Source organism: Sphingomonas sp. R86521 (assembly GCF_042466235.1).
Classification (GTDB): Bacteria; Pseudomonadota; Alphaproteobacteria; order Sphingomonadales; family Sphingomonadaceae; genus Sphingomonas.
This window is the reverse complement of the sequence record NZ_JAXHBY010000001.1, coordinates 168,947-195,874: the sequence shown is the minus strand read 5'-3', so window position 1 is coordinate 195,874 and position 26,928 is coordinate 168,947. Positions and strand designations below refer to the sequence as shown.

Genomic DNA, 26,928 nt, shown 5'->3' with positions numbered 1-26,928 from the left:
CCGTTCAGTCCTTTCCGGTTGAGTTCCGCCGGCCGGAGGGCCCGCTCGATGCGAAGAATCTTCGGATGTTGTGCAGCAGGGCACCCGGGCCCTGCGGGTATGCGCTCGCCTCCGCAGCGACCTTCCTATCCAGAAGCGTCAGCCCACGATGCACGGACTGTTCGAACGCCACCGCCAACTCCGGGTCCGCGGCGAGGATCGGCAGCAGCGCCGTCGGCGGCAAGGAGTATACGGCGCTCGGCGTGAACGCGGTCGCGGTCGCCGCATGAGGTGCGCCGGTCAGAAGGCCGATCTCTCCGATGTATTCGCCAGCGCCGATCCTGCCGATCGACGTCACCCCCCCTTGTCCGTGGCGGGTGATCTCCACGATCCCCGATCCGACCATGTACAGCGTCTGATCCTCGTCGCCCTCGCGAAAAAGGACTTCGTCCGTCTTCAGACGCCGATGCTCCATGCGCGCGGCGAGTTCGGTCTGCTGCTCGGCCGTCAGGGACGCGAACAGTTCGATCTCGCGCACGAGTCGGAGGGCCGGCGGAACGGCATCGAGCAGCGCATTAGTGGGCGATACTTCATCGAGAAGCCCCGCGTGTCGAAGCTGCCGATGCGCATGCTGAAGGAGGAAGCTCTTCGTCGTGGCTATCTCCCGGGTCGTGCATACGAAGAAGTCGATCGCATAGGCATTCGTCCGGACGCCGAGCCTCACGACCGTCACGACGGCCGGGGGTGAGGCAAGAATGTTGGGGCAGAGCAGCGATGCGTGCTTCAGGAGCACTATGATCCTTTCAGGCGGGATCCATGCCGGACAGTTCAGCATGACCCTGGCCGACCGTCGCTCGGTGGGAAAGCTACGGTTCAGGATCTGAGCCTTCGCCACCACGCTGTTCGGTATGGTCGCGACGTCCTCGCCATCCGTCTGTATGCGGATGGATCTCCAATTGACCTGGACCACGAGGCCTTCGACACCCTCGCCCAGCGTCACGCGGTCGCCCACGCTGAACGGGTGCTCTATTCCTACGGCGATGCCCGAGAACACGTCGGCGAGCGTGTTCTGGAGCGCAAGGCCGATCACGACCGCGATGATGCCGGAAGTCGCGAGCAGGCCGTTCACGGGCAACAGAAGGACGAAGTTCAGAACTATCAGGATTGTGGCGATGTAAACCGCGGCCGAGAGGAGGTCCGACGTTATGCGCGCTTCACGCGATCGCTCGTCGTGGCCAAGGAGCCGCCCGATCCCGGCCGTCGCCAAGCGGGCCGCAGCATACCACCACACGATCCCGACCGCGCGGAGCCAATGCCCTTCCGGACCCATCGGAACGTTCGCACCGGTGAGAATCGGCGAAGTGTCCTCACGGAACAGTACGCAGCCCAGCAGAACGAACAGCGCAAGATCGAAGGTCGCCCGGATCGCCTCCGATCTCGATCGGACCAGCAGGGTCCCGACGAGCGTCACGACGAGAAGGCCGATCGGGAGAATGAACGTCGTCATGGGTGCGTCCTCCGACGGATGGGCATCGTTCGCGCGTAGGAGGCCTCGTCTCTCGCTCCCTCCGAGCATTGAACGTCACTCGGACGGGATCGTGCTGTCGAGCGTGACATCGGTCGTCAGCGCCGCCTGCCGGACAACAGCGGAGCGATTACCACGACGAGAAGCAGGACCGCGATCGTCGCGATCAGGTGGTCCTCCAGGTAGCTGTCGAGTCGCAGCCACAGCATGAAGGCGAGTACGAGTACGAAGGCGGCGCCGGCCAAGCCCCCGTTGCGACCGGCCGCGCCGTAGCGGACCGACGCAGGGGAAACGTTCGGCGCCTTGGCGGTCCCGCGTCGCGTTTCTGTCTTCAAGTCGTGCAAGGCAGGCCTTCCGGTGACGAACGTGTCCATCGTGGTCACCTCCTGGCCATTGCCGCGAGCGCCGCGAGCTGCTGCGCGATCAGCGCCTTCGTACTCTCATCCGTGATCTTCTGCGCTTCGGCGTCGATCTTCGACGAGACGTTGCCGATCATGATCTCCGGCTTGTTCAGGACGTCCCCGTCGAGGAACACCATCACCTGACGAAGGTGATACTGTGCGCGGGCACCGCCGATGGCACCGGGCGATGCCGTCTGGATCGCGACCGGTTTGCCTGCGAACGGAGCTGGAGTCGTTCGCGAGAGCCAGTCGAGCGCGTTCTTCAGAGCGCCCGGCACCGAATAGTTGTATTCGGGCGTCACGATTATCACACCGTCGGCAGAACGGATCCGTTCCGCCATCTCCAGCACGGCCGGGGGAAACGCCTCGGCCTGAACGTCCGCGTCGTAGTGCGGAATGTCCGCCACCGAACCGAGAGCATCGATCGTGACGCCCTCGGGCGCGAGCTCCGCCAGCGAGCGTGCGACGGCGTAATGGTAGGAGTTCCTCCGGAGGCTCCCGAGAAGCGTGACGAAACGGAGGGGTCTTGAAGAGTTCATCTGCGTCATCCTTGAGCGAGAAAGGTTCTGGTGTTCGAGAGGGGCGGTCCTGACCGTGGTCGATGAAGGGCCGCCCCGGCACCGTGCGTCGCCTCAGCGACTAGCTCGCCTTCTCGAAGGCGCCCGCGATGGTGATCGTGACCTCGTCTCCGACGAGCGGCGCATATTTGCTGACGCCGAAATCGGTACGCCTGACATGGCCGGTCGCCTTGAACCCCACCGTGTACGCCTTCGACAGCGGATTGACGCCGGCCCCGCCGAAGGTCGCATCGAGAACAAGAGGCTTCGTGACGCCGTGCATCGTCACGGTCCCCGCGATCCTGGCACTGGCCACACCCGTGCGCGTCACGGTCGTCGAGACGAACCGAATCGTGGGGTACTTGGCAACGTCGAACCAGTCCGCGCTGCGCAGCTCCTCGTCCAACTTGGAATTCGTCGTCGAGACGCCTTCCACGGGGAGCGAGATGTCCAGCTTCGTCTTCGCGATCGCCTTCGGGTCGAGCTCCAGCGTGCCCGTCGCGCGGGGAAACACGCCGAAGAATTCGCTGAACCCGAAATGATTGACGTCGAACGCAACGAGCGTGTGGTTCGGGTCGGTCCTGTACGTTCCGGCCTGCACGTCGGAAGCGGAATGGGTCACCTGCGCAGCGAGGGGTCCCGCCAGCGCAAGGCTGATGATTGCGAAATAGCCGATCTTCATTTCTGATCTCCAGACCTTCTGCCGTCCCGATGGGCGGGACGATCACGATGGACGGTAGTTGGGCACCCACGTCGGCGCAGAACACTGGGGAAATGTCGGCGGAAACGTTCAGGAAAATAGAAAGGCCCGCGGTTTCCATCATTTCTATTTTGTTGGACGTTTCCATTGAATTTATCCGGCTGCCGGTGCGGCCGGCAGGGCGGTATTCAGTGATCGCCAACTAAGGAGGTTCCCATGGACGACGCAGCCAGACCCAAGCTCACCGACTCGGAATGGTCGGCCGTCTCGGTTGCCCTCGACGCAGCCAGTCAGTGCGGCTGCGTAACCATGCGATCCAGTCCTGGAGGTCTGACGAGCCGTCTCGGTCGTGCCCTGCTCGGTCGGCGCAACAGACCGAACCTCCCCGTTGATCCGAAGCTGGAGGCCATTCAGCGGTTCGTGTGTGCGACCAGTCGTCGTCGCAGGCCCGCCAGCGAACTGGCACCGGGCCTGGTCGCCCAGGGCTTCAATCACGCGCAGATCGACGCGATCGCGCTGCTCTCCATCTGAGGAAACGACATGTCCATCCGTTCCAGTGATCACGACGCCGTCGACACGGTCATCCTGCCTCCCGTTCGCGACCTCGGAGACGGCTTCAGCGTTCGCCGCGCGCTTCCCTCGGCGCACCGGCGAATGGTGGGACCGTTCATCTTCTTCGACCAGATGGGGCCGGCCGCATTCAATTCGGGAGAGGGGCTCGACGTGCGACCACATCCGCACATCGGCCTCGCCACCGTCACGTACCTGCTCGAAGGCGAGATACTCCACCGCGACAGCGTCGGCTCCGTGCAGTCGATCCGGCCAGGCGAGGTCAACTGGATGACCGCCGGTTCGGGCATCGTCCATTCCGAGCGAACAGCGCCGGACATGCGCGTTCAGGGCGGTCCGCTCTTCGGTCTGCAGACCTGGGTGGCGCTGCCAGCAGCGCGAGAAGAGGCGAAGGCGGGGTTCTCGCATCACAAGGCCGACGCAATCCCGAAGACGGACGCGGACGGCGTCGCGATGACGGTGATCGTCGGGAAGCACGACGGGCTGATCTCGCCCGTCGAGACCTTCTCGGACATGGTGTATGCGGACATCGCACTGGCGCCCGGCGCGCGCTACCAGCTGCGGGCCGAGCACGTGGAACGCGCGATCTATGTCGTCGGCGGACATGTCGAGGCGCGGGGCCAGAGCGGCGGGTTCGACGCCGGAGAGCTGATCGTCTTCAAGCCCGGTGCGGAGATCGTCCTTCATGCGGAGCGGGGCGCCCGTCTCATGCTCATCGGCGGCGAGCCGTTTCCCGAGAAGCGCCACATCTACTGGAACTTCGTCTCCAGCCGCCCCGAACGCATCGAGCAGGCGAAACACGACTGGCGGGAGCGCAACTTCGCAGGAGTACCGGACGAAGCCGACTTCATTCCGCTCCCCGACGAGCCGAAGCCGGTCAGCTATCCCTGACCGGCGAAGCCCGGAATCCTCGATGCCGGCGGATCGAAGCGTTGGGCCGAAGCGGAGCGACGCGACGGTCACGTTCCGACGATGCGCTTCGAGGCCGAATGCAGCGTGCAGGCCAGCGTACCGAACAGAACGAGGACCCCGGCAAAGGCGAGAGGCGCAGCCAGCCCCACGTTCAGTAGCAGCCAGGCGCCCATCGCGGCGCCCAGGAATATCGCGACCACCGCCCCGATGCGGCGAGCCCAGTTCGGGTTGACTCCGCCTGCCGCGCTGGAGTCCGCGCTCAGACCCGTCAGCGTCAGCGTGAGTACCGTCGTGGTCAGGTCGGCGACCTTGAGCTGACGGATCGTCGCATTGCGGTACCCCATCGAGACGCCGGTCAAGGCGATGATCGCAAAGAGCCGGCCTTCGGGAGCCTGCAGCGCGACGTCGAACCCCAGAGCGAGGACCGCCGCCAACCAGAGCAGCGCGGTCTCGACGATGGCAGACGTCATCAGCCATCGCCGCTCCGGACGGCCGATGTGCGCCTTGCCGGTTCGTCCCGCGACGAGCGCCCCGAGCATGAAGCTCACGATGGCGGCAACGAACGGCAGTATCTTGAAACCGGGCGCACCGGACGCCGCGAAGCCCAGGAACACCACGTTGCCAGTCATGTTCGCCGTGAACACCTTGCCGAGTCCGAGGACGCTTGCCGCATCGACTAGGCCGGTAGTGACCGACAGCAGAAGCAGAAGCGGGACGCGCGGATCGAAGGGCGCCTTCATATCGTCGGGCATGCGTATCTCCAGATCAGAAGCGGAAGTTTGATTCGAGGCCGAGCATGCCGATCGTCCGGCCCGATCCGGTCTCTCGGATGAACCGGCCGGCGGTGAACGCGGAGAGCGACGTCGAGAGTTCGAGTTCCGGCGTGGCCTGCCACGCAAGCGTCGCCTCGATCTCCTTCCCGATGAACCTAGCACGCGAGGCGCCTGGCGCTCGGATCAGGTTGCCCGGCACGTCGTAGACGCCGTCGCCGCGCGAGTAGCGCCAGTACGCCATTCCGGCGACGCTCGCCGATACCCCGCTCCCGACCGTCATCGCGACGCGCGGATTCGCACTGACTATGTTGTAGGGTCCCACAGGCGACAGCTCGCCGAAATACTTGCCCTTGGGAAACATCGCGTTGAACGTGCCGAGGCGGTCGTCGCCGGCGTGCCGGTCGCCGCTTACGACGTTGACGCGCATCACGGCGTCGGGTGAGAGCGGCGCGGACGGGAAACGACGTCCGACTTCGGTACCGAGCGTCCAGGCTCCGATGCGGCCGCCCGCGAAGCGGCCGAACTGCGCGACGCCCTCCACGTTCCAATGCCAGTCGGCTGCGGTCCCGAACGTGCGGGCGCCGACGCTGTGGCGCCGTTCGCGACCTCGGCGTCCACCGAACCGGGCATCGTTGTTGCCGTAGCCCAGATAGTAGAAGTCCAAGCTCGGAATCGTGACGTAGGCGCCCCATAGGGACTTGGTCCGCGAACGCCGATCATCGAAGGTGCCGACGCCCGGCTGGATGGGGCGTACGGCGATCAGGCTGACGATAGCGCCTCCGACCGAGACAAGACCGCGGAAGCCGTCGAAGGCGAGCGGTACGTTGGGCCCGTAGCGGGTGCCGACCAGCCGTTCCGAACCCAACGACAGCATCTGGCGACCGGCGCGCAGCGTGAGGCCGGTGCCGGTGGCAGCGCCGGTATCGGCGTCCCCAAGGCGCAGGTCAGCGAACCCCTGCAGGAGATCGAAACGGGTCTGGTCTATCGGACCCGCGGAGGGGGCGACCCCTGCGGCGTAGGCTATGATGGGCTGTACGAAGCCACGTAACCGTCCGACGTGCAGATCGGCATGCGGCATGGCGCGCATCCAGAGGTAACCGTCGTCCGGCGCGTCGGCGTCGCCCCAGAGGTTCGCCCTGTACTTTTCATTTCGAAGCCGGATCTCGACGCCGGTCGTCAAGTAGGCGTCCTGGCCTAGCGGGACGTATTTGAACGGCTCCGTCCAACGTCCCGTGCGTTCGCTCGGGTCGGCGAGCTTGGACCAGTCCTCGTCGTACCGGGTGGTGGTAAGGGTCGGCGGCTGCCATGCCTCGCGGTCCTGAGCCGACGCCGGCTTCATGAGCAGAAGCGGCGAGATCAGAAACGCGACGAGCAAGCGGCTATGCACGCCGCCGTCGATTCGCATGCTCGGCGACGAGCGCGGCGAGCACGAAGCCTCCGATCAGGCCGAGATGCTCGAAGAAGGCGTTCGTGGCCATGAACCGCTCCTGCCCCGCAGGCATCGCCCAGAACGCGTTCGCGGTCACGGCCGCCAGCAGCGTGAACACGCCAAGCATGCCCGCACCGAGCCACACCAACCGGCCGGAAAGGATCAGGATCGGACCTATCAGTTCGATTGCGATGGTCAGCGCGGCCCACATGGCCGCCGGTTGCATGCCGAAATGCGCCTGTTCCGCTACGGCGGCCGGCCAATCGGTCAACTTGACGATGCCGCCGAGTAGATATGCGCCGACGAGAGCCAGGCGTGCGAGCAGTGCCGTCCAGCGCCAGTCCAGTATGGCGTCCACGAAGCGCGGATCGTGGGTTTCCAGCGTGGCCACGGCTACTTCGCCACGCCGCTATGGATCTCGGCGATGTAGCCCCCGGGAAAGCGGACGATCGCGGTCTGTCGATCTCCATCGGCCTGTGGCGGCACCAGGGTCTCGGCGCCGGCTGCCGTCGCTTTGGCGAGGGTGCCCGCCAGGTCGGCCACTTCGTATCCGGTCAGATCGCGCCCGTAGGGCCAGGGTAGTTGTCCGTCCGAGACGATGACGGCCATCCGACCATATCCGGACTCAACGCGAATCCGGCGATAGCTCTTTCCGGGCTGACCGATCGAGGCGCCCGGTACGGCCTTGTCGTCCGCGACGACCTTGCCCTTCGAATATCCGACCCAGGTCCGCACGAAGGCGTCGGCGGCGTCCGCGGTCAGATAGACCCGGTTCTCGGGCACGGTTGTCAGTGCGGGATAGTTCGGGGTGGCGGTGTGCCAGTAGAGCTGCATGTTGACGCCGCCCGGCCACTGAACGAGCGCATCGCGGCCGATCGGATCGGGAAAGGTCGTCACGAGCCGCGTGGCACCGTGCTTCACCGCAGCGGCGACGGCAGCGTCCAGGTCGCTGACGAGATAGCCCGTCCTCTCGTGACCGAATGGGTAGGGGATCGGCGTCTTGAACCCGAACACGGACACCGTTCCGGCGGGCGTCAGTATCAGCTGCGACATCGTCTGGCTCGGCGTCGGCGTCACCTGGAACACGCCCTGCTTGCTGGTCCTGCCGCCGAACGTCGCGACGAAGCTCGCAACGAACCGATCGAAGTCCTCGGGCGCGACGTAGACGTGCGTCGTGTCGTACTGCGGTCCGATCGCGTAGCCCGCCGCAACGGCCTGCGGCGCATCGCGCGCGAACGAAGGCGCGGAGGGCGCACCGCCGATCAACGCGGCGGCGAACAGGATGGCGAAACGCTTCATCGTCTTTCTCCCGATCACGATCATACGGCCCAGCAGCCGCAGCCGAACGAACCCCAGAAGCTCTGGACGTCGGCCACGGGCACGTCGCGGCCGAGCGCCGCGGCATGGTCGTGGCCATGCACCGAGCAGCCGCTGGCGCATCCGCAGGCAGCGGCGAGTTTTGCCGATGCTTCGGGCGTGCGGTGATAACCGCCGAATGTCGCGACCGGCGACCAGTCGGGCATCGGTTTGGGCAGCGCCGGCGCGAGCGGGCCATAGTCGCCCTCGCCGAAGACCACCTTGCCGCCGAGCAGCGTCAGCACCGAGCGCAGGTGCGGAATGTCGGTCTCCGGCACGCTAAGGTAGTCGCCCGACAGTATCGCCAGGTCGGCCAGCTGGCCCGCCTTGATCCGGCCCTTCTTGCCGACCTCGTTCGAGAACCAGGTGTTCTCGTGCGTCCACATCGCCAGCGCCTTCTCGCGGCTGACTCGGTTGGCGCCGGGGTAGAGGCCGAGGCCGCCGACGGTCCGACCGGTCACCAGCCAGTTGAGAGAGACCCACGGATTGTAGCTCGCGACGCGCGTCGCGTCGGTGCCGGCGCCGACATGCAGCCCTGCCGCGAGCATCTTGGCGATCGGCGGTGTGCGTTCGGCGGCCTTCGCCCCGTAGCGCTCGACGAAGTATTCGCCCTGATACGCCATGCGGTGCTGCACTGCGATGCCGCCGCCGAGCGCCGCGATGCGGTCGATGTTGCGGTCGCTGATCGTCTCGGCATGGTCGAAGAACCAGTTGATGCCGTCGAACGGAATGTCCTTCGCCACCTTCTCGTAAACGTCGAGCGCGCGATCGATCGTCTGGTCGTAGGTCGCGTGCAGGCGCCACGGCCATTTGTGCTCGGCGAGGAGACGGATGACGGGCTCGAGGTCGCCTTCCATGCTCGGCGGCATGTCGGGACGCTCGACGCGGAAGTCCTCGAAGTCGGCGGCCGAATAGACGAGCATCTCGCCGGCGCCGTTGTGCCGGTACTTGTCGTCGCCTTGGCCGGGCGTCACCTGCTTCACCCAACCCTGGAAGTCGGCGAGCTCCTCCTTCGGCTTCTGCGTGAAGAGGTTGTAGCTGATGCGCAGCGTCAGCAGATCGTCGGCGTGGAGCTTCTCGATGATGTTGTAGTCGTCGGGGTAGTTCTGGAACCCGCCGCCGGCATCGATCACGCCGGTGACTCCGAGCGAATTCATCTCGCGCATGAAGTGGCGCGTCGAATTCAGCTGATACTCGGGCGGCAGCTTCGGGCCCTTCGCGAGCGTCGAATACAGGATAGTCGCATTGGGCTGCGCGAGCAGCAGGCCGGTCGGGTTGCCGGCCGCGTCCCGGACGATCTCGCCGCCCGGTGGGTTGGGCGTGTCCTTGGTGTAGCCGACCACGCGGAGCGCCGCGGCGTTCAGGATCGCGCGGTCGTAGAGATGGAGGATGAACACGGGCGTGTCGGGCGCGACCGCGTTGAGTTCGGCGATCGTCGGCAGGCGCTTCTCTGCGAACTGGTGCTCGGTGAACCCGCCGACGACGCGCACCCATTGCGGTGCCGGCGTGTTGTCGACCTGTCGCTTCAGCATGGCCATCGCGTCGGCGAGGCTCGGTACGCCGTCCCAGCGCAGCTCCATGTTGTAGTTCAGCCCGCCGCGGATGATGTGCATGTGGCTGTCGATCAGCCCGGGGATGACGCGGCGGCCCTTGGCGTCGATGACGGTCGCATCCGGTGCGGCAGCGCGAACCTCGGACTCGGAACCGACTGCGAGGAACCTGCCGTCGCGCACGGCGATCGCCTGAGCTTCCGGGTTCTCTCTGTCGAGAGTCGTCACCTTGGCGTTGACGATGATCAGATCGGACATGGGTGTTCTCCGTTCGCGCGCACCGATCGGTGCCGCGATGAAAGTCATTGCGGCACCGATCAGCGCATCGCGCCTGGTCGGGTTCACGCTACGTCGCGTTCTGCCGGCGGTGCCGAAGCATCACCCGGCAGACGCCCGAGCACCGTTCCGGAGCAGGTGCCGGCGATCGAGGCGACCACCGGATGCCCGGCAGCAACGCGACGCGCGATCGGCACGATCTGTTCGCCGAGGAGGATGCCCAGCAAGCCGACCAGCGCGATCGTGGGCGGCGCTGGCGACTTGACGCCGAGGAGACTGTAGATGCCGCCGATCAGCAGCCCGGCCGCAAGCGAGATCAGATATGGTTTCATGACGTTCTCCTCGGCGCTGCGCGATCAGCTGCGGATGAAGGCGAGCAGATCGGCGTTCAGGACGTCGGCGTTGACGGTCAGCATCCCGTGCGAATAGCCTGGGTACACCTTCAGCGTCGCGTCAGGCAGAAGCTCGGCCTGAAGGACGGCAGCGTTCTTGTACGGCACGATCTGATCGTCATCGCCCTGCATCACCAGGGTAGGCACCGTCATCGCCTTCAGGTCGTCGGTCTGGTCCGTTTCCGAGAAGGCCTTGATGCCGGCGTAGTGCGCAAGGGCGCTGCCGGTCATGCCCTGGCGCCACCAGTTGTCCACCACGGCATCGCTGACCTTCGCTTCCGGACGGTTGAAGCCGTAGAACGGACCGGATGCGACGTCCCGGAAGAACTGCGCGCGATTGGCGGACAGCGCCGAGCGGAATCCGTCGAACACGTCGATCGTCAGCCCGCCCGGATATCGGTCCGTCTTGAGCATGATCGGCGGCACGGATGCCACGAGCACCGCCTTGGCGACGCGACCCTTGGGGATTCCGTGCTGGGCAACGTAGCGCGCGACCTCTCCGCCGCCGGTCGAGTGGCCGATATGGACGGCATTCTTCAGGTTCAGATGATCGGTGACAGCCGCCGCGTCCGATGCATAGTGGTCCATGTCGTGGCCGGTTGGAACCTGCGCCGAGCGGCCGTGGCCGCGACGATCGTGCGCGACGACCCGGAAGCCGTTTGCGAGGAAGAACAGCATCTGAGCGTCCCAGTCGTCCGACGACAGCGGCCAGCCGTGATGGAAGACGATCGGCTGGGCGTCCTTCGGACCCCAGTCCTTGTAGAAGATCTCGGTGCCGTCCTGCGTGGTCACGTAGCTCATGAAGGTAATCCTCTGTATGTCGCCAGCGGAGCGACGAAGCGCTATCGGCGCGGGCATCGGCCCGCGCCGAGACGGTCAGGCGTGGCCGCCCTCGGAGGCGCCGAACATGGTCTTGGCGTAGGTGACGCCGAGGCCGTACGAACCGCCCCACTTCTTCGCGATCCCGGTCGTCGACTCGTAGGTTTCGGTACGAGCCCAATCGCGCTGTAGTTCGAGCAGATACTGGAGCGAGGTCATCGGCTTCGCGCCGAGCTGGATCATGCGCTGCACCGCGCGGTCGTGCGCCTCGGTCGAGATGTCGCCGCATGCGTCCGCGATGAAGTAGCAGTCGAAGCCCTGGTCGATAGCCGAGGCCACCGGACCGACGATGCAGACGCTGGTCCACAGACCCGCGAATACGATCCGCTCCTTGCCGATCCGGTTGACCTCCTCGATCACACCGGCATCCTCCCAGGTGTTCATCGACGTGCGGTCGAGCATCGGCTGGCCGGGAAACGCTTCCTTGATCTCGTCGAACATCGGACCCGAGAAGCTCTTCTCGGCGACGGTCGTCAGGATCGTGGGAACGCCGAACGACTTCGCGCCGCGGCTGATGAGCGCGGCGTTGTTGCGCAGCAGTTCGGCGGAGATCGACTTCGTCGCGAAGGCCATCTGCGACTGGAAGTCGATCAGGACGAGCGTGTGGTCGGTCGGGGAGATCAGCGACTTACCAGGTGCTGCGGTGGCGGTGAGGGTCATGACGGGTTCCTTGCGATGAGGGGCCGCTGTCCGCGGCCGGTGGTTCGGTGTAAGGCAGGACCTCGGCCAAGGTTCAGGCGGATAAGTTCGCCCGGCCTGTTCGACGAAGTTGAAAAGCTGGCTCAGGTGCTGCTCTTCGATCCGCTTTTCGCCAATCGCATCCGCCCGGTCTTGTACGGGGATGATGCGAACCGTTCACGTTTGACGTTTAAGCAGCCGCGTTCGGGTAATCGGGGCCATCGTGCGGAACCGCGAGGTCGCCCTCGCCCAGTATCTATGACTGAAGCAGCTCAGCCGCGCGGCCGAAAGCTACTGGCATCAATCACGGATTGCGCCGCGCATAGCCGTTCGAAACCGGGCGATGGCCGATGCCTCGCCCGACCGCCGGTGCGAATTGATCCGCTAACGCAACACAGAAAGCTGCGGGCAGGATGACCGCGGTGAACGGCCGTCATTCCTCGGAGGACTATCATGTCGGCAAGGATATGGTTCTTGGTCGGCGAGCGGACGACAGCACATGTCTGCGTGGGGCATCGACATCCGCGAGGAGCGTGACGCTGCCCTCGACGTCCTTGCGCGACCTGACCGAGCAAGAAGCCGCTGCAGCTCGCAGGCTGGACGAAGCTCCGGCGAACGCCAGCGTTCGAGGTGCGCGTCCACCAGACACGCAGCGCAGAAAGCCTCGATCCAGCCTGCCTTTGGACCGCTACCGCAGTACCGATTCCAGAAGCTGGAGCAGCCGATCGCTGTCCACGGGCTTCTCGATGAGGGCAAGCACGCCCACGGACAGTGCGGTCGCGCGGAGTCTTTCTCCGGGGAACGCCGTCATCAGGACTACCGGTGGCGCGTTCGAGCGGAGTCGAAGGCGTTGCTGGAGTTCGACGCCAGACAATTCGGGCATGTGGACATCGCTCAGGACGCAGGCGACTTCGCCAGTGTCAGCCTCCAAGTACTCGACCGCCGATGCGAAGCTACGCACGTCGAATCCGAACGAGCGTACCAGACTGGCCACCGCCGACCGGACCAGACTATCGTCATCCACGATCGCGATGGCGTATGATGTCGTCAATGCCATCTCTTTCTTCAGTGCGTTGTCATATCTCGGCCGATGCGTGCCCTGGGGTGTAATCATCGCGGCCCTAGAAGCTACTATACTAGCGTCTAGGCTCCGGCCGTCAGCCGGACGGAACGCCCACGATGAAGGTCGAGCCACGTCCCACCTGGCTCTCCAGACGCAACTCGTGGCCCAAGGTGCCGCACAGGGAACGAACGAGGTATAATCCGAGGCCCGAGCCCTCCGCATCGGAATCGATCTGTTCGAACGGCGAGAAGACGCGAGCCCGGTCGCCGTCGGATATGCCACATCCGCCGTCGGCCACGACAAGATGCAGACGCGTGCCGCTGTGCCGGCACCCGACCACGATCTTCCCCGATCCGGTGTACTTGATCGCGTTGCCGACGAGGTTGCCGAGGATCGTATCGAGAAGGGACCGATCGCTGGTTATCATGGCCGAACATCTGACGACGCGCAGGTCCAGTCCCTTCGTTATGGCGGCTATGCGCCACACGTGATGCAAAGAGTCCAGAACGTCTGCGACTGGAAAGCGACGGAGTTCGGGCATGTCGATATGGTCACTGGTGCGCCCCCCCGCCACCGCGAGGTTCGTCAGCCCCTGTGCCAGTCGGGCGATCTCCAGGCCCGCAGCTTCGGCCCACATGACGTCCGCATTGCTGACCGCGTACGGAGCCAGTCTCTCGAGCGCCCGGCTTATGATTTGGAGCGGCTGCTTGAGATCATGACCCGCGACCGCCATCATCAGACTGCGCTGAGCGACTCCGGACCGGGCGAGCGCCAGTTGGTTATGCAGTTCGCCCATATGCAGGTCGCCACCAGCGTGATCACTCGTGGATGGAGCGGACGGCGTCTGCTGCACGACTTCAGGCATGTTCGCTCTCTCCGCGGAATCAATGCGTCGTCCGCATTCGAAATCAAGCGGCCTGCCGCCACGTACGGCGCCAGCTTAGCGGCGTCTGGTCGACGAACCTTCTGAAGAGCCGTGTTAGATGGGCCTGATCTGTCAGCCCGCATGCGTAGGCGATCTGGCTCAGCGTATCCGTAGTGGTCAGCATCAGCGTCTGCGCGCACTCGATGCGCCGGCGTGTGATGTAGGTATGCAGGGTTTCCTTAGTGGTGACTTTGAACGCGCGACACAGGTGGCCGCAGCTGATCCCGGTGATGCCCGCCAGATCACGGACTGTGATCGTCGCCTCGATGTTGGTTTCGACGTAGGCTGCGATCCGCCGGACCTGCCACGTGGCCAACCCTCCACGGATCGGTTCGTCGACGACGACCGGCATCGCAGACTCGGCCTTTCGATTGGTCTCTGGTTGGAACATCGGCAGTCCAGCCAACTGCTTGAGATATCGCCGCGCCTGTTCCAAGTCATGGTCCAATGCAGCGGTGGCATCGGCTAGCAAGCTGGCGGCGCTCAACGCACGGGCCACTTCGACGGGGAATGTCATGGGAGGGTCTCCGGATCTGATCTGACGATCCGAAACTAGGCTAACGACGACCTGCCGCCTGCCTGATCACTCGTACGCTTTACCTATCTATTGTGATCGGGGCGGCATACGAAGGTATAGGCGACGTCCAGCTGGCCACCTGATAGGGCGGGTTACAAGCGGACCATCTATCGAAACCCTAGGGAAAGACACAAGCGGCCTGCTGGGTGTGTCAGAACTGTGACGATGCGTTTCTGGTTCAGATCGAGCGTGTCCACGCGCTATTGTACCTTGCCCTGCCAATACGTCGCGAGGACCGGAAGGAAAGAACGTGACAAGGCAATCCATCGGCAAAGGACGCATCGAGGCCTTCAGTGACGGCGTGATCGCAATCATCATCACGATCATGGTTCTTGAACTCAAGGTACCACACGGTACGGCATTCGCCGATCTGATGCCTACTTTACCGGTGCTGCTGAGCTATGCTCTTAGCTTCGTCTATGTCGGCATCTACTGGAACAATCACCACCATCTATTCCAAGCTGCCCGCGGCGTCACCGGCCCGATCATGTGGACCAACCTCCACCTCCTATTCTGGATGTCGCTCATACCCTTCGTCACCAGCTGGATCGGAGAGACTCGAGACGCTGTCGCACCGGCGGCGAGCTACGGCCTTATCCTGCTGATGACCGCTGCCTCCTATCAGTTGCTGGCGACGATGCTGGCTCGTCATGACGGACCGCAGTCGCGACTGGCGGAGGCGATAGGAAACGACCGTAAGGGCATGATGTCGCTAGGGCTCTATGCCACCGGCATAGCCATCTCCTTTGTCTCGCCGGATGCTGGACTTGCGGTTTATGTAGCCGTGGCAATCATGTGGTTCATTCCTGACCGCAGGGTGGAGCGCGTCCTGTCGAGTTAGTGCTCGTATGGCGGCCTACGCCAGATTTTTCCACGCAACCCATATCACTCGTGCGTGCTGGTTCGATGACGTAGCGCAGTCAGTCGATTTGAATTCAGTGTGTATTTGGCGCCTTACTTCGTTTGCGACACCGTCGAGGTCGAACGCCACCGCGGGGTGTAGATCCCGTATATTTCAATCCTCGCAGGTATAGATGTCATGATGCGAGTCATACGATCATCCACCGCTTACCACATGCAACATCAGCCGTTCGAGACACGGCGAAACTGATCGACGAAACACCCGCCTTAAGCATGAAGCAACCAGTTTCAGCCTCGCGAGGGAATGTCGGTGTTGGCCGGAACGTCGACCAAACTTCCTCAGTACTTCTCTGCATGAAGGATCTAATTATGAATAAATTGATACTTGCACTTTCAACGGTCGCAACTCTTATGACCACACAGGCTCATGCACAGCATGTAATCCGACGCGAACTCTCCCCGACGGATCTGATCCTACAGTCCGTCAAGGTCACGCCCGCAGCGACGATGGTGTTCGTAAGCGGGCAAGTCGCCTCGCCTCAGAGCCCGGAAAAGTATGAGGTCGGGTCCAAAACGTCCGTAGCGGCATTCGGTGACACGAAGGACCAGACCATCAGCGCGCTGAACAAGATAAAGATCATCCTTTCCAAGGACGGAATGACGATGGCCGATGTTGTAAAACTCACGATATTTGCCGCAGGTGATCCCAAGCTGGGCCGAATTGATATCGCAGCAATCAACGCGGGCTTTCGAGAATTCTTCGGCACGAACGAAAATCCATCGACCGTTGCCCGATCGACGGTTCAAGTAGCAGCTTTGGTAGCGCCCGAATATCTGGTGGAGATCGAAGCTATCGCGGCGAAGTAGCGCTCCAACAACACCATCTGCAACTGATAAGATCGTCACGTCAGTTCAACGGAGAACGACGATACTATTTTCGCTATGGGCCTGCTCCGATCGCAGCTGTCCATTAAGAGGCCGGGCTCTAAATTAGGCGCATCATCCCGGAAGAGCCCCTTCTTGCCATCGGTAGCCGCAAGCTGGCTGATTTCAGCCATATGAGGTGCATAAATCAGCGAATCCCATGCCGCCCGGTTCAATAGGTAGATGTCACCCTCAGGCATGACTACCTCGAAAAGGCTCCTTGGCGCCTCTAGCCTCGCTACAGACGCGAGACCTGGCTCGAAGATAATCGATCTCCACCCCTGCCGGGCTCCGCGGACCAGAAAGTTTAATCCAGTCATCCCGCGCCTACCAGGCTTGCACGGATGCATGAAGTCTGGCGAACGGAGGCGCTGAAGCGGACGGATGCGTCCATGCCGAAGTCCCGCAGCCGGGCGTGGGGCACCATGCGCCGTGCGTTGAGGCTGCAAGTCGAACCAGTCCGAAGACGTTGCGACACACCATCGCGACCGAACTGCGCCGTCGCGGCGTGCAGGGCCAGGAGCTTTCCGTGCTCCTCGGCCACCGCCCCGCTTAGCTGCAGCCGAAGACGGAAGTCTATGGCAAGTATGATCCGAAGTATCTCATCACGGCGCTCGGATCGGTCGACGTCATCCTGGGAGAGATCGATGCGCCCGCCCGCGAATGAATCCGGACGCATGAACGGATCGTCCTTTGGCCTTCCGTCCGTCGAGCCTGGCGTCGACTGGCCTGCTGCCCAAGGGCCGTACATCGCACGCGGCTCGAAACAGAGGGCGGAATGCCAAGCCAGCGATCAAGTCGCGCTCCTACGATGGCGCTCGTCGCATCCGATACGAGCGGTCCAGAAGGGGATCGACCGATCGATTGATCATGCAAGACACCCTAATTCGTATCCGCTGCTGACCACTTGCTGACCACGGCTCTGACGTCGATCCGCTGCGGCTTCGCCAGCAGGCGAGAAAATCCCTTGAAATCAAGCAGGAGGATGGTGGGCGATGACGGGCTCGAACCGCCGACATTCTCGGTGTAAACGAGACGCTCTACCAACTGAGCTAATCGCCCTCTCGGGAACCCCGCAATAGCGCGGTTTTGGCATAGGGCAAGGGTCGCGGTGATCGGCCGGCGCTAGCTCAGTGCGGTATCGGTGCGCCGTACCGCTGCCATATAGCCCTGCATCGCTTCGCTCGCGCGCAGCGACAGCGCCATATAGGCGCGGCGCCGGTCGAGGGGGTCGGGGCGGCGTTCGAACCAGCCGGCGTCGGACATCCGGCCGATCCAGCGCAGCGCCGTGGTGGGTGCGACCGCAGCGGCGATGCACAGGCTGGAGACCGAGACCTGCGTGCCCTCGAGCTCGGCGGCGTAGAGGTCGAGCAGCATGTCCCAGCCCGGATCCTCGAAATACCCCGTGCCAAAGAACTGGTCGCGCAACCGCCGGGCGCGGATGGTGCGGCGGAATTCGCCGGCCGTCGGGGTCGCTTGCGTGGGTGCGGCGCCATAGCGGGTGGTGCGGTCGCCGACGATCGGGGGCGGTTCGTAGTCCTGTTCGGCGCGCGTCAGTCGGGCGAGCGTATCGGCGATCCGTGCGACCTCGGCGTTCAGGCGGTGGAACCGTGCGGTGTCGCTTTCCCGCCCGATATCGGAGACGCCGGCAGGGGTCCGCGCGCGTTCGGCGGCGATGGTCAGCGCGGCGGCACATTCCGCGACGTCGGGGTCGACCAGCAAGTCGATCGCGCCGCCCAGCGTCACGGCCGTTACCGTGTCGATCTGGTCGGGCGACATCGCCACCACCAGCGTCGCGCCGCAGTCGCTGGCCCAGTCGGCGATGTCTGGCAAGGTCGCGCGCAGCACCGCGTCGTCGACGCCGGCCGCCTCGATCGCCACCACCTGCGGGATTGCGAACGGCGCACGGGGCTGGTTCCAGTCGAGCCGCACCGCCGCCCATCCGATCACCTCGATCGCCGCCGCCAGCCGATCGGGTGCGGTCGGCGCGACCAGCAGCATGATCGTCGGGCCGGTAGCATAACTCAGGTTTGGATCGCCGCCGGTCATCCCACCAGACTAGCGGGATAGCGCGACCGGTTTACACCCGAACCCGGTCGGTTTTCGTCCGATCAACTCAGTCTAGCGACTTGATGATATCCTCGACCATCTTCTTGGCATCGGCCAGCAGCATCATGGTGTTGTCCATGTAGAACACGTCGTTGTCGACGCCGGCATAGCCGACCCCGCCCATGCTGCGCTTAATGAACAGCACGGTCTTCGCCTTTTCGACGTCGAGCACCGGCATGCCGTAGATCGGCGAGGTCTTGTCGGTCTTGGCGGCGGGGTTGGTGACGTCGTTGGCGCCGATCACGAACGCGACGTCGGTCTGTGCGAACTCGCCGTTGATGTCCTCGAGCTCGAACACCTCGTCATAGGGCACGTTCGCCTCTGCCAGCAGCACGTTCATGTGCCCAGGCATGCGCCCCGCGACGGGGTGGATCGCGTATTTCACGCGGACGCCGTGTGCCTTCAGCTTGTCGCCCATCTCGCGTAGCGCGTGCTGCGCCTGCGCGACCGCCATGCCGTAGCCGGGGACGATGATGACCTGTTCGGCCTGGCTCATCAGGAACGCGGCATCCTCGGCCGAGCCGCGCTTCCACGGGCGCTGTTCCTTGGCCGCGCCACCGCCGGCATCGGCGACCGCGCCGAACCCGCCCGCGATCACGCTGAGGAAGCTGCGGTTCATCGCGCGGCACATGATGTAGCTGAGGATCGCCCCCGAGCTGCCGACCAGCGCGCCGGTGATGATCATCGCGGTGTTGTGCAGCGTGAACCCCATCGCGGCAGCGGCCCAGCCCGAATAGGAATTGAGCATCGACACCACCACCGGCATGTCGGCGCCGCCGATCGGGACGATCAGCAGGAAGCCGATCACGAAGCTGAGCGCGACGACGATCCAGAAGTCGATCGGCGCCTGGCTCATGTAGAAGCCGAAGCCGTAGAACAGGATGGCGAGGCCGACCGCCAGGTTGATCCAGTGCCGCGCGGGCAGCAGGATCGGCTTGCCGCCCATGTTGCCGTTCAGTTTGAGGAACGCGATCACCGACCCCGAAAACGTGATCGCACCGATCGCAACGCCCAGGATCAGCTCGACCCGGCTGACCTGATGGATCGCGGCAAAGGGCTGGCCGATCATCGGCGTGACGATATCGGCGATGCCGAACGCTTCGGGGTTCAGATAGGCGGCGACACCGACCAGCACTGCGGCCAGCCCGACCAGGCTGTGGAACGCCGCGACCAGCTGCGGCATGTCGGTCATCGCGATTTTTCGCGCGGTGGTGAGGCCGATCGCGGCGCCGATCGCGATCGCGACGACGATCTCCCAGATCCCGACGTTGAGGTGCGTGACCAGCGTGGTGACCACCGCGATCGTCATGCCGATCATGCCGAAGCGGTTGCCGCGCTGGCTGGTCGCCGGGCTCGACAAGCCGCGCAGCGCGACGATGAAGCACACCCCTGCGACGAGGTAGGCGAGCGCCACCCAGGGATTTACCGCGACGTCGTGCATTATTCTTCCCCTTATATCCTCCCCTGCAAGGGGAGGTGGCAGGCCGGAGGCCTGACGGAGGGGTGACCCCGCCGATAGCGTGTCACCCCTCCGTCGCTTCGCGACACCTCCCCTTGCAGGGGAGGATTTGACGGATCGTTACTTAGGAACGGCCGCCGGCCGCTCCTTCTTCTTGTACATCGCCAGCATCCGCGCGGTGACCGCGAAGCCGCCGAAGATGTTGACGCTGGCCAGCACCACCGCGAGCAGCCCGAGATATTTGGCGACCGTCGAACCCGCCGCCGCCGACGCGATCAGCGCACCGACGATGATCACGCTGGAAATCGCATTGGTCACCGCCATCAGCGGCGTGTGCAGCGCCGGCGTCACCGACCAGACCACGTAATAGCCGACGAAACACGCCATGACGAAGATCGACAGGATCGCGATGAAGTCCATTATTCCTCCTGTGCGGCGAGCCGCTTGGTAGCGAACGCCACGATTCCACGCACGGCGGCGTCGGTATCGCGCAGAATGTCCGCGGCGGCTATCCGCATGACGGCGATAGTACGGAGCGCGAACCAGCGGTCCCGCGCCGCATCGCGCGCTGGTCGGTTCCCATAGTCGTGCGCCGTACCATCGACTTCGACGATCATCCGGGCATCGTGGCAGTAGAAATCGGCGACGAACGGGCCCGACGGATGCTGTCTGCGAAACTTAAGGCCGGCGGGTCGCTGGCGGAGCGCCATCCACAAGGCGATCTCCGGTGGGGACATCGTCCGCCGCAAAACCTTCGCTTGCTCGTTGCTGGCCCCGGTTCCCTGCAACATCACATCCTCCCCTGGAAGGGGAGGTGGCAGGCGTCAGCCTGACGGAGGGGTGTCCCCCGTCGGATACGCGCGCGTGATAACGGCGGGCGACACCCCTCCGTCGCGCTGACGCGCGCCACCTCCCCTTCCAGGGGAGGATCGATCATGCGAGCAACCGTGGGTTCACGACCTTGCCGCCCTGGGTCAGGCGGATCGCGTCGCCGATCTCGGCGTCGAGTACCGGCCTGCCCGCGTCCTTGTCCCAGAACGCGCTGAGGAAATTGAACAGATTGCGGCTGAACAAGGCGCTGGTATCCGCCGCGAGGCGCGACGGCACGTTGCGGTGGCCGACGATCTTGACGCCGTTGACGACAACGACCTGGCCCGCGACCGCGCCCTCGACATTCCCCCCCTGTTCGACTGCGAGGTCGACGATCACGCTGCCCGGACGCATGCTCGCGACCTGCGCCGCCGAGATCAGGCGTGGCGCGGGACGCCCCGGGATCAGCGCGGTGGTGATGACGATGTCCTGCTTGGCGATGTGCGCGGTCACCAGTTCGGCCTGCGCCTGCTGGTATTCGGGGCTCATCTCGCCCGCGTAGCCGCCCGATCCCTCGCCCTCGATCCCGGCGACATTCTCGACGAAGATCGGTTTCGCGCCGAGCGACTGGATCTGCTCGCGGGTCGCGCTGCGGACGTCGGTCGCCGAGACCTGCGCGCCGAGCCGCCGTGCGGTCGCGATCGCCTGCAGACCGGCGACGCCGACGCCCATCACGAACGCCTTCGCCGCGCTGACCGTGCCCGCCGCGGTCATCATCATCGGAAACGCACGGCCATATTCCGCCGCCGCATCGAGCACCGCCTTGTAGCCGGCCAGGTTCGACTGCGACGACAGGATATCCATCGACTGCGCGCGCGTGATGCGCGGCATGAATTCCATCGCCAGCGCTTCGTACCCCGCGGCCGCATAGCCATCGATGCGGGTGCGCTCCCCGAACGGGTTGAGGCTCGCGACGATCCACGCGCCGGGCGCGACGCCGGTCAGGCTCGCAGCATCGGGACCCTGCACGCCCAGCACGATGTCCGCCCCCGCCAGCGTGGCCGCGCGATCACCGACGGTCGCCCCGGCCTCGGCATAGGCGGCATCCGCGATCGACGCGGTTTCGCCCGCACCGGTCTCGACTGCCAGCGTCGCGCCGAGCGCGATGAACTTCTTCACCGTTTCGGGCGTCGCCGCGACGCGCCGCTCGCCGTCCGCTTGCTCTTTCAGGACGGCGATCTTCATCAGTGCGCGATCAGCCAGATGACGACGGCGGCGATGATCGCGACCGCGACGCTGCCCCATTTCATCATCGTGGTGACCTTGCCATAGGTCGCCACATGCGCATTCATGTTCCCGTCGCCGGCCATCGCCCATCCTCGATATCGTTGCTTCGACGCTATCCTGCCCCCGCCTAACCCTCAAGTCCACCGCGCAACGGCTTAAGGCGCCCTTTACCCTGGTGCGGTACGGCTGTCCTATTAGGGGACGGGAATCGCCATGACGCGCAACGGGCAGCGCCTAGTATTGTTGATCGACGACGAGCCGGCACAACGTCGCCTGGTCGCAGCCCTTGCCGCGCGCGGCGGCTGGCGGGCGATCTTCGCGACCGACAGCGAGATGGCGATCGCGACGCTGGGCACGCAGGATGGGATGCAGCTCGATGCGATCGTGCTCGATCATTGGGCACCCGACGGCGACGCCACCGCGCTGATCGCCGCGCTCCGCGAGCGCCGGCCCGCGCTGCCGATCCTGATGCTGACCGCCAATGGTTCGGTTTCGCATGCGGTCGCGGCGATGCGCGCCGGCGCCACCGACTTCCTGGTCAAGCCGCTCGCCCCCGACCGCTTCCTCGCCGCGCTCGACGCCGCGGTCGCCGGCACCACCGCGGGCGAGTTGCGGCCACTGACCGAGAAGATCCCTGCGCTGCTCGCGTTCGACGAGATCGTCGGTTCGTCGCCCGACTTCCGCTCGGCGCTCGCGATCGCCGCCAAGGCTGCGCGCGCCCGCGTCGCGGTGCTGCTCGAGGGCGAGATCGGCGTCGGCAAGGAGGTCATCGCCGAGGCGATCCATTCCGCCTCGCCGCGATCGAAAAAGCCGATGACGAGCGTCAATTGCGGTGCGATCCCGGCGAACCTGGTCGAATCCGAACTGTTCGGGCACGAAAAAGGCGCGTTCACCGGCGCGTTCGAACGCAAGATCGGTCGTTTCCAGGATGCCGACGGCGGCACGCTGTTCCTCGACGAGGTCGGCGAGATGCCGCTCGAGGCGCAGGTCAAATTGCTCCGCGTGCTGCAGACCGGCGAGGTCCAGCCGATCGGCGCGCGGCATCCACGCCAGGTCGACGTCCGCGTCATCGCCGCGACCAACAAGGCGCTGCTCGACGAGGTCGAGGCCGGGCGGTTCCGCGAGGACCTGTATTACCGGCTGAACGTCGTCCAGGTCGCGATCCCGCCTCTACGCGAGCGCACCGGCGACATTCCGGCGCTCGCCCGTCACCTGCTCGCGCGGATCGCGCAGCAGCCCGGCTTGCGTCCGCTCGGCATCACCGACGACGCGCTGGCGCTGCTGGTGCAATATGACTGGCCCGGCAACGTCCGCCAGCTCCAGAACGCGCTCTTCCGCGCCGCCGTGCTGTGCGAAGGCGCCGCGCTGACCAAGGCCGATTTCCCGCAGATCGCCGCCCTCGGCAACCGCCAGCGCGGCCCCACCGCGGCAGCCGCGGGCGGCGGCGGCGTCACGCTGTTCCGCCCCGACGGCAATCTCCGCGCACTGGAGGAGATCGAGGCCGACGTCATCCGCCTCGCGATCGGCCATTATCGCGGCCGCATGACCGAAGTCGCGCGGCGGCTCGGGATCGGCCGGTCGACGCTGTACCGCAAGCTCGGCGAACTGGGGATCGACAACGCCGCGTGAAGACGGCGCATCGCCGAGCCTATGTCGACGATGCCATGATACAATAGACGAGCACCGGAACGCCGACGACGACGATCAAGAGAAACAGGTTCATGTCGATCAGTCGCCCCAGCCATTTCTGGCTGTCGTCGGGCCTCTCTTCAAGTTCGGCTTTGGAATAGTCCTCGACGATTTCCATATCGAACTTGTTCGAGAAGAAATGCTTCGGCCGTACCCGGAGAAACGGTTGCGGCGGCGTGTTATCGCCCGAGCGATTACGGTTTGCCGGATTAGGCGTATCGGATTCTGAAATATCGTTTGGCACGGTGCGGTATCCGCTTATTCGAGATCATGGGCGCGCAGAGCACGTCCCAAAAGTCAGATCGAACGAAGCCCGAACTCAAACGGCCAATTGCCGCGAGCTCGGGCTAACCGCGTGCGGCGAGTTGGCCGGAATGGTCGCGGAAGCGCAAATGTGTCGCAGGAGCGTACATGCGGCTGTTATCAGGGACGTGCCGCCTGTTGTCAACGTCCGCCAAATCTACCGTTCTCGTCTTTGTCCGTTCTACCGAGAACTGGTTGTACGCGCTGGAAAAACAGCCTCATTCGCTTGGCCGATCTCGTAGCAGTCGTACACGCCCGGCCGCGCGCGGAGAGGAGACGTCAGCCGAACGGTCGACCTCCTACGATTTTCGCAGAACGCCCGCCGAAGGCCTCGACGCCGATCTCCATAGGTATAGCTTGTTACTTATCTTGAGTTTTTAATATAACCGCATCGTAAATATAGAATTTGCCGATTATAGTGTTATAAACGTCTTATTGGCGTGTTAGTATCAGCGCGATAGCGCGATAGTTATCCTGATTAGTTGGTTGTTGAGTTTGCTTGCCGAACTTGCCTGCGACTGCGTGCGCTCACGCGGTTGGCAGGTCGATGCCAAATGTCCGGAGATAAGTCATGATTCGATCCCTCATCGCCATGTTGACGGTCCTCGTGCTTTGCAGTCCCGCGGCGGCGCAGGCTCCGCCATTCTCATCGGCTTTCCGAACTCAGGAGATCGCGACGAATGGCGTCACCATCCATGTCCGCGTAGGCGGTAAGGGGCCCGCCGTCGTGTTGCTCCATGGTTACGGCGAAACCGGCGACATGTGGGCGCCGATGGCGGCCGATCTCGCACGCGACCACACCGTCATCGTTCCGGACCTTCGCGGTCTTGGCCTGTCGTCAAAGCCTGTCGGTGGCTTCGACAAGAAGACACAGGCAGGGGACGTTGCAGGGGTGATGGACGCCTTGAAGATCGCGAAGGCCGATCTCGTCACGCATGATATCGGAAATATGGTCGGCTACGCGTTCGCCGTTCAACACCCCGAGCGCGTGACGCGATTCGTCCTGATAGACGCGCCGCTTCCCGGCGTCGGTCCTTGGGAGGAGGTCCTCAAGAATCCGCTGCTCTGGCATTTCCGCTTTGGCGGCCCGGATATGGAGCGGCTCGTCGCAGGACGCGAGCGCATCTATCTCGACCGGTTCTGGAACGAGTTCTCGGCAACCCCCGCAGCCTTCACGGAAGGGTCGCGTGAGCATTATGCCAAGCTCTACGCCATGCCGGGCGCGATGCATTCCGGCTTCATGCAGTTTGCCGCGTTCGATCGGGACGCGATCGACAACACGGCGCTCCTTGCCGCCAAGGGCAAGCTGGACATGCCGGTACTGGCAATCGGCGGCGAGAAATCGTTCGGGCCGATGATGGCAACCGTCATGCGGTTCGCCGCCAGCAACGTGCAGGAGGGGATCATCCCCGGGTCGGGGCACTGGATCATGGAAGAAAACCCCAAGGCAACCGGCGCGATCGTCCGCGCCTTCCTCGAGCGAGGCAAGTGAGCGCCCGCAACCCAGTGCTCGGCCTGAGCCTTGCACTGGCAGCGACCTCTTCCGTGTTCGCGGCGCCACCGGTCGGCGAAATCCGCCTGAGTCCATCCGAGATCGCAGCTATGACAAAGGGCGGCGCCGGCACCGGCACGTCGGGCGTCGCCGGTATACAGACCACCACGCTGTACGGCGATCCAGCCGTCGCGGGCCCCTATACGATCGCGCTGCGTGTTCCGGCGAACACGCGGATCGCTGCGCACACCCACCGCGATGAGCGCTCTGCCGTCGTCGTGTCGGGCACCTGGTATTTCGGCTATGGCACCAAGGCCGGAGAGGCGGCTGTAAAGCCTCTCGTTTCCGGCAGCTTTTATACCGAACCGGCAGGCGCGCCGCATTTCGCGCTGACGCGTACCGAGCCGGCGCTGGTCTATATCAGCGGGTTTGGTCCGACCGACACGCACTATGTCGAGGCGGCGTCCGATCCAAGACCTTCGCGCGCGGATCGCCCCGCCACTACCACAGCACACCCTTGACCGGCGTCAGCGGCTCGGGTGCGGGGTCGCCGATGGCTTGCAGCAGGTCGATCTCGATCGTCCGGCACATCGCGTCGAGCGGGACGTCGTGGATGGTGTCCGCGAACGGGTCAACCAGGTCGTCGCCGATCTGAAGTACCGCCAGGAACATCAGCCCCGCGATCGTCGAGCCGATCGGCGTGGCGAACCCCAATGTCTCGACCAGCCCGATCGGCAGCAGGATGCAGAACAGCCGGGTAAAGATGCTCGGGAAGAAGCGGTACTGGTTGGGCAGTGGGGTGTTCTTGATCCGCTCCATCCCGCCCTGCGCGTTGGCGATGTCGACCAGGATGCGCTCGAACGAGGCCTGCTGGATGGTGTCGATCCAGCCGTTGCGGCGGCAGATGTCGATGCGTCGCCCGGTGCCGTCGAGGATGCCGTTGGCGATGTTGGTGCGCGCCAGCGCGAACGACGCCTCTTCCTCGGACAGGAACCGCCGGACCTCCGGTGGCACCGGATGGCGACGCAGTTGGCAGCGCAGCGCGTTCACATAGGCGATCTGGCGGAGCACGATGGTCCGCTTCATGTCGTGGCCCTCGGGTTCGGGCAGCATGTTGCGCGTCATCCGCGCCAGGCTGCGCGAGGCGTTGATCATCAGCCCCCACAGCCCGCGGCTTTCCCACCAGCGCTGATAGGCGGAATTGTCGCGGAACCCGAGGAACAGCGCCAGCGCGGTCCCGAACAGCGTCAGCGGCAGCGACGGCGCGTGGAACGGCAGCACGTAATAGGTGACGGTGACAATGACGTCCCACACGAACAGCCCAAGCAGCGGACGCCACACCTCGCTGAGGATCTGGCTGAGGCGAGGCGTAGCGGTAACGATCACGAGGCGGCTCCGATTATGAACGATCCGTCATGCCCGAACCGGGCATATGCTGCAACGCAGTAGAGA

31 protein-coding genes and 1 tRNA gene are annotated in these 26,928 nt (G+C 64.4%); 7 read left to right on the top strand and 25 right to left on the bottom strand.

What is annotated here, in order from left to right; all coding sequences use genetic code 11:
* Nucleotides 1-4: 4 nt before the first annotated feature.
* The 4 genes from SJY20_RS01005 to SJY20_RS00990 form a co-directional block, all read right to left on the bottom strand.
* Nucleotides 5-1,486 (bottom strand): mechanosensitive ion channel family protein, encoded by a 1,482-nt coding sequence (locus SJY20_RS01005; protein ID WP_380784742.1) that lies wholly within the window; start codon nt 1,484-1,486, stop codon nt 5-7.
* Nucleotides 1,487-1,602: 116 nt separating this feature from the next.
* Nucleotides 1,603-1,878: a hypothetical protein gene (locus SJY20_RS01000; RefSeq protein WP_380784741.1), complete on the bottom strand. Its 276-nt coding sequence runs from the start codon at nt 1,876-1,878 to the stop codon at nt 1,603-1,605.
* A 5-nt stretch (nt 1,879-1,883) separates the two neighbouring features.
* Complete coding sequence (locus SJY20_RS00995; protein ID WP_380784740.1) at nt 1,884-2,453, bottom strand: NADPH-dependent FMN reductase; 570 nt, start codon at nt 2,451-2,453, stop codon at nt 1,884-1,886.
* 91 nt (nt 2,454-2,544) lie between these two features.
* Nucleotides 2,545-3,144 carry a YceI family protein gene (locus tag SJY20_RS00990; RefSeq protein ID WP_380784739.1) on the bottom strand — a complete coding sequence of 200 codons (600 nt, stop codon included), beginning with the start codon at nt 3,142-3,144 and terminating at the stop codon, nt 2,545-2,547.
* A 234-nt stretch (nt 3,145-3,378) separates the two neighbouring features.
* Here SJY20_RS00990 and SJY20_RS00985 point away from each other — a divergent pair, with 234 nt between their 5' ends.
* Together SJY20_RS00985 and SJY20_RS00980 are read left to right on the top strand one after the other, a co-directional pair.
* The gene (locus SJY20_RS00985) at nt 3,379-3,693 is read left to right on the top strand and encodes a hypothetical protein (protein WP_380784738.1); all 315 of its coding nucleotides are present in this window, start codon (nt 3,379-3,381) and stop codon (nt 3,691-3,693) included.
* A gap of 9 nt (nt 3,694-3,702) precedes the next feature.
* Nucleotides 3,703-4,623, top strand: a complete 921-nt coding sequence (locus SJY20_RS00980; protein WP_380784737.1) for a pirin family protein — start codon at nt 3,703-3,705, stop codon at nt 4,621-4,623.
* 68 nt (nt 4,624-4,691) lie between these two features.
* Here SJY20_RS00980 and SJY20_RS00975 read toward each other — a convergent pair whose 3' ends face one another.
* The 11 genes from SJY20_RS00975 to SJY20_RS00925 form a co-directional block, all read right to left on the bottom strand.
* Nucleotides 4,692-5,384: a YoaK family protein gene (locus SJY20_RS00975; protein WP_380784736.1), complete on the bottom strand. Its 693-nt coding sequence runs from the start codon at nt 5,382-5,384 to the stop codon at nt 4,692-4,694.
* Nucleotides 5,385-5,409: 25 nt separating this feature from the next.
* Nucleotides 5,410-6,756, bottom strand: a complete 1,347-nt coding sequence (locus tag SJY20_RS00970) for an alginate export family protein (protein WP_380784735.1) — start codon at nt 6,754-6,756, stop codon at nt 5,410-5,412.
* A gap of 40 nt (nt 6,757-6,796) precedes the next feature.
* Complete coding sequence (locus SJY20_RS00965) at nt 6,797-7,237, bottom strand: DoxX family protein (RefSeq protein WP_380784734.1); 441 nt, start codon at nt 7,235-7,237, stop codon at nt 6,797-6,799.
* 2 nt (nt 7,238-7,239) lie between these two features.
* Entirely contained in the window at nt 7,240-8,145 is a 906-nt protein-coding gene (locus SJY20_RS00960; protein WP_380784733.1) for a glyoxalase, read from the bottom strand.
* A gap of 20 nt (nt 8,146-8,165) precedes the next feature.
* Nucleotides 8,166-10,010 carry an amidohydrolase gene (locus tag SJY20_RS00955; RefSeq protein ID WP_380784732.1) on the bottom strand — a complete coding sequence of 615 codons (1,845 nt, stop codon included), beginning with the start codon at nt 10,008-10,010 and terminating at the stop codon, nt 8,166-8,168.
* 83 nt (nt 10,011-10,093) lie between these two features.
* Nucleotides 10,094-10,360 carry a DUF1427 family protein gene (locus SJY20_RS00950; RefSeq protein WP_380784731.1) on the bottom strand — a complete coding sequence of 89 codons (267 nt, stop codon included), beginning with the start codon at nt 10,358-10,360 and terminating at the stop codon, nt 10,094-10,096.
* A gap of 24 nt (nt 10,361-10,384) precedes the next feature.
* Nucleotides 10,385-11,221 carry an alpha/beta fold hydrolase gene (locus SJY20_RS00945; RefSeq protein WP_380784730.1) on the bottom strand — a complete coding sequence of 279 codons (837 nt, stop codon included), beginning with the start codon at nt 11,219-11,221 and terminating at the stop codon, nt 10,385-10,387.
* A 75-nt stretch (nt 11,222-11,296) separates the two neighbouring features.
* Nucleotides 11,297-11,959: a hydrolase gene (locus tag SJY20_RS00940; protein ID WP_380784729.1), complete on the bottom strand. Its 663-nt coding sequence runs from the start codon at nt 11,957-11,959 to the stop codon at nt 11,297-11,299.
* Nucleotides 11,960-12,665: 706 nt separating this feature from the next.
* Nucleotides 12,666-13,091, bottom strand: a complete 426-nt coding sequence (locus SJY20_RS00935) for a response regulator transcription factor (protein ID WP_380784728.1) — start codon at nt 13,089-13,091, stop codon at nt 12,666-12,668.
* A gap of 43 nt (nt 13,092-13,134) precedes the next feature.
* Nucleotides 13,135-13,905 (bottom strand): sensor histidine kinase, encoded by a 771-nt coding sequence (locus SJY20_RS00930; RefSeq protein ID WP_380784727.1) that lies wholly within the window; start codon nt 13,903-13,905, stop codon nt 13,135-13,137.
* 43 nt (nt 13,906-13,948) lie between these two features.
* Nucleotides 13,949-14,482, bottom strand: a complete 534-nt coding sequence (locus tag SJY20_RS00925) for a helix-turn-helix transcriptional regulator (RefSeq protein WP_380784726.1) — start codon at nt 14,480-14,482, stop codon at nt 13,949-13,951.
* Nucleotides 14,483-14,792: 310 nt separating this feature from the next.
* Here SJY20_RS00925 and SJY20_RS00920 point away from each other — a divergent pair, with 310 nt between their 5' ends.
* Nucleotides 14,793-15,383: a TMEM175 family protein gene (locus tag SJY20_RS00920; RefSeq protein ID WP_380784725.1), complete on the top strand. Its 591-nt coding sequence runs from the start codon at nt 14,793-14,795 to the stop codon at nt 15,381-15,383.
* A gap of 389 nt (nt 15,384-15,772) precedes the next feature.
* Nucleotides 15,773-16,270 carry a Rid family hydrolase gene (locus tag SJY20_RS00915; RefSeq protein ID WP_380784724.1) on the top strand — a complete coding sequence of 166 codons (498 nt, stop codon included), beginning with the start codon at nt 15,773-15,775 and terminating at the stop codon, nt 16,268-16,270.
* A gap of 373 nt (nt 16,271-16,643) precedes the next feature.
* Here the strand turns inward: SJY20_RS00915 and SJY20_RS00910 are convergent, their stop codons facing one another.
* From SJY20_RS00910 to SJY20_RS00875, 8 genes are all read right to left on the bottom strand, one after another.
* Nucleotides 16,644-17,006 carry a hypothetical protein gene (locus SJY20_RS00910; protein ID WP_380784723.1) on the bottom strand — a complete coding sequence of 121 codons (363 nt, stop codon included), beginning with the start codon at nt 17,004-17,006 and terminating at the stop codon, nt 16,644-16,646.
* A 307-nt stretch (nt 17,007-17,313) separates the two neighbouring features.
* Nucleotides 17,314-17,389, bottom strand: a tRNA-Val gene (locus SJY20_RS00905).
* A 63-nt stretch (nt 17,390-17,452) separates the two neighbouring features.
* A complete protein-coding gene (locus SJY20_RS00900) occupies nt 17,453-18,376 on the bottom strand; it encodes a hypothetical protein (protein ID WP_380784722.1) in 924 nt (307 codons plus the stop codon).
* Between the two features lie 67 nt (nt 18,377-18,443).
* A complete protein-coding gene (locus tag SJY20_RS00895; protein ID WP_380784721.1) occupies nt 18,444-19,877 on the bottom strand; it encodes an NAD(P)(+) transhydrogenase (Re/Si-specific) subunit beta in 1,434 nt (477 codons plus the stop codon).
* A gap of 138 nt (nt 19,878-20,015) precedes the next feature.
* Nucleotides 20,016-20,315 (bottom strand): NAD(P) transhydrogenase subunit alpha, encoded by a 300-nt coding sequence (locus SJY20_RS00890; protein WP_380784720.1) that lies wholly within the window; start codon nt 20,313-20,315, stop codon nt 20,016-20,018.
* The gene (locus SJY20_RS00885) at nt 20,315-20,686 is read right to left on the bottom strand and encodes an endonuclease domain-containing protein (RefSeq protein ID WP_380784719.1); all 372 of its coding nucleotides are present in this window, start codon (nt 20,684-20,686) and stop codon (nt 20,315-20,317) included. The genes SJY20_RS00890 and SJY20_RS00885 overlap by 1 nt, the downstream gene beginning before the upstream one ends.
* A 142-nt stretch (nt 20,687-20,828) precedes the next feature.
* Entirely contained in the window at nt 20,829-21,950 is a 1,122-nt protein-coding gene (locus tag SJY20_RS00880; protein WP_380784718.1) for an NAD(P) transhydrogenase subunit alpha, read from the bottom strand.
* The gene (locus SJY20_RS00875; RefSeq protein WP_380784717.1) at nt 21,950-22,075 is read right to left on the bottom strand and encodes an aa3-type cytochrome c oxidase subunit IV; all 126 of its coding nucleotides are present in this window, start codon (nt 22,073-22,075) and stop codon (nt 21,950-21,952) included. Before SJY20_RS00875 ends, SJY20_RS00880 begins: the two co-directional genes overlap by 1 nt.
* 130 nt (nt 22,076-22,205) lie before the next feature.
* Here SJY20_RS00875 and SJY20_RS00870 point away from each other — a divergent pair, with 130 nt between their 5' ends.
* Nucleotides 22,206-23,621 (top strand): sigma-54-dependent transcriptional regulator, encoded by a 1,416-nt coding sequence (locus tag SJY20_RS00870; RefSeq protein WP_380784716.1) that lies wholly within the window; start codon nt 22,206-22,208, stop codon nt 23,619-23,621.
* 19 nt (nt 23,622-23,640) lie between these two features.
* On the opposite strand, the gene SJY20_RS00865 is transcribed toward SJY20_RS00870, so the two are convergent.
* Entirely contained in the window at nt 23,641-23,925 is a 285-nt protein-coding gene (locus tag SJY20_RS00865; RefSeq protein ID WP_380784715.1) for a hypothetical protein, read from the bottom strand.
* Between the two features lie 630 nt (nt 23,926-24,555).
* On the opposite strand from SJY20_RS00865, the gene SJY20_RS00860 reads away from it, so the two are divergent.
* Nucleotides 24,556-25,476: an alpha/beta fold hydrolase gene (locus tag SJY20_RS00860; RefSeq protein WP_380784714.1), complete on the top strand. Its 921-nt coding sequence runs from the start codon at nt 24,556-24,558 to the stop codon at nt 25,474-25,476.
* Nucleotides 25,473-25,997 carry a cupin domain-containing protein gene (locus SJY20_RS00855; RefSeq protein WP_380784713.1) on the top strand — a complete coding sequence of 175 codons (525 nt, stop codon included), beginning with the start codon at nt 25,473-25,475 and terminating at the stop codon, nt 25,995-25,997. The genes SJY20_RS00860 and SJY20_RS00855 overlap by 4 nt, the downstream gene beginning before the upstream one ends.
* Here SJY20_RS00855 and SJY20_RS00850 read toward each other — a convergent pair.
* Entirely contained in the window at nt 25,978-26,862 is an 885-nt protein-coding gene (locus tag SJY20_RS00850) for a bestrophin family protein (RefSeq protein WP_380784712.1), read from the bottom strand. The two genes, SJY20_RS00855 and SJY20_RS00850, sit on opposite strands and share 20 nt — an antisense overlap.
* Between the last annotated feature and the right edge of the window lie 66 nt (nt 26,863-26,928).

Bases quoted from the DNA above. Each gene is read 5' to 3' on its own strand.
- SJY20_RS00990 (WP_380784739.1), bottom strand. From the start codon at position 3,144: ATGAAGATCGGCTATTTCGCAATCATCAGCCTTGCGCTGGCGGGACCC.
- SJY20_RS01000 (WP_380784741.1), bottom strand. From the start codon at position 1,878: ATGGACACGTTCGTCACCGGAAGGCCTGCCTTGCACGACTTGAAGACA.
- SJY20_RS00870 (WP_380784716.1), top strand. From the start codon at position 22,206: ATGACGCGCAACGGGCAGCGCCTAGTATTGTTGATCGACGACGAGCCG.
- SJY20_RS00910 (WP_380784723.1), bottom strand. From the start codon at position 17,006: ATGCGTCCGGATTCATTCGCGGGCGGGCGCATCGATCTCTCCCAGGAT.
- SJY20_RS00950 (WP_380784731.1), bottom strand. From the start codon at position 10,360: ATGAAACCATATCTGATCTCGCTTGCGGCCGGGCTGCTGATCGGCGGC.
- SJY20_RS00925 (WP_380784726.1), bottom strand. From the start codon at position 14,482: ATGACATTCCCCGTCGAAGTGGCCCGTGCGTTGAGCGCCGCCAGCTTG.
- SJY20_RS00995 (WP_380784740.1), bottom strand. From the start codon at position 2,453: ATGACGCAGATGAACTCTTCAAGACCCCTCCGTTTCGTCACGCTTCTC.
- SJY20_RS00970 (WP_380784735.1), bottom strand. From the start codon at position 6,756: ATGAAGCCGGCGTCGGCTCAGGACCGCGAGGCATGGCAGCCGCCGACC.
- SJY20_RS00940 (WP_380784729.1), bottom strand. From the start codon at position 11,959: ATGACCCTCACCGCCACCGCAGCACCTGGTAAGTCGCTGATCTCCCCG.
- SJY20_RS00960 (WP_380784733.1), bottom strand. From the start codon at position 8,145: ATGAAGCGTTTCGCCATCCTGTTCGCCGCCGCGTTGATCGGCGGTGCG.
- SJY20_RS00935 (WP_380784728.1), bottom strand. From the start codon at position 13,091: ATGATTACACCCCAGGGCACGCATCGGCCGAGATATGACAACGCACTG.
- SJY20_RS00895 (WP_380784721.1), bottom strand. From the start codon at position 19,877: ATGCACGACGTCGCGGTAAATCCCTGGGTGGCGCTCGCCTACCTCGTC.
- SJY20_RS00975 (WP_380784736.1), bottom strand. From the start codon at position 5,384: ATGAAGGCGCCCTTCGATCCGCGCGTCCCGCTTCTGCTTCTGCTGTCG.
- SJY20_RS00945 (WP_380784730.1), bottom strand. From the start codon at position 11,221: ATGAGCTACGTGACCACGCAGGACGGCACCGAGATCTTCTACAAGGAC.
- SJY20_RS00885 (WP_380784719.1), bottom strand. From the start codon at position 20,686: ATGTTGCAGGGAACCGGGGCCAGCAACGAGCAAGCGAAGGTTTTGCGG.
- SJY20_RS00880 (WP_380784718.1), bottom strand. From the start codon at position 21,950: ATGAAGATCGCCGTCCTGAAAGAGCAAGCGGACGGCGAGCGGCGCGTC.
- SJY20_RS01005 (WP_380784742.1), bottom strand. From the start codon at position 1,486: ATGACGACGTTCATTCTCCCGATCGGCCTTCTCGTCGTGACGCTCGTC.
- SJY20_RS00890 (WP_380784720.1), bottom strand. From the start codon at position 20,315: ATGGACTTCATCGCGATCCTGTCGATCTTCGTCATGGCGTGTTTCGTC.
- SJY20_RS00985 (WP_380784738.1), top strand. From the start codon at position 3,379: ATGGACGACGCAGCCAGACCCAAGCTCACCGACTCGGAATGGTCGGCC.
- SJY20_RS00980 (WP_380784737.1), top strand. From the start codon at position 3,703: ATGTCCATCCGTTCCAGTGATCACGACGCCGTCGACACGGTCATCCTG.
- SJY20_RS00930 (WP_380784727.1), bottom strand. From the start codon at position 13,905: ATGCCTGAAGTCGTGCAGCAGACGCCGTCCGCTCCATCCACGAGTGAT.
- SJY20_RS00875 (WP_380784717.1), bottom strand. From the start codon at position 22,075: ATGGCCGGCGACGGGAACATGAATGCGCATGTGGCGACCTATGGCAAG.
- SJY20_RS00860 (WP_380784714.1), top strand. From the start codon at position 24,556: ATGATTCGATCCCTCATCGCCATGTTGACGGTCCTCGTGCTTTGCAGT.
- SJY20_RS00955 (WP_380784732.1), bottom strand. From the start codon at position 10,010: ATGTCCGATCTGATCATCGTCAACGCCAAGGTGACGACTCTCGACAGA.
- SJY20_RS00915 (WP_380784724.1), top strand. From the start codon at position 15,773: ATGAATAAATTGATACTTGCACTTTCAACGGTCGCAACTCTTATGACC.
- SJY20_RS00900 (WP_380784722.1), bottom strand. From the start codon at position 18,376: ATGACCGGCGGCGATCCAAACCTGAGTTATGCTACCGGCCCGACGATC.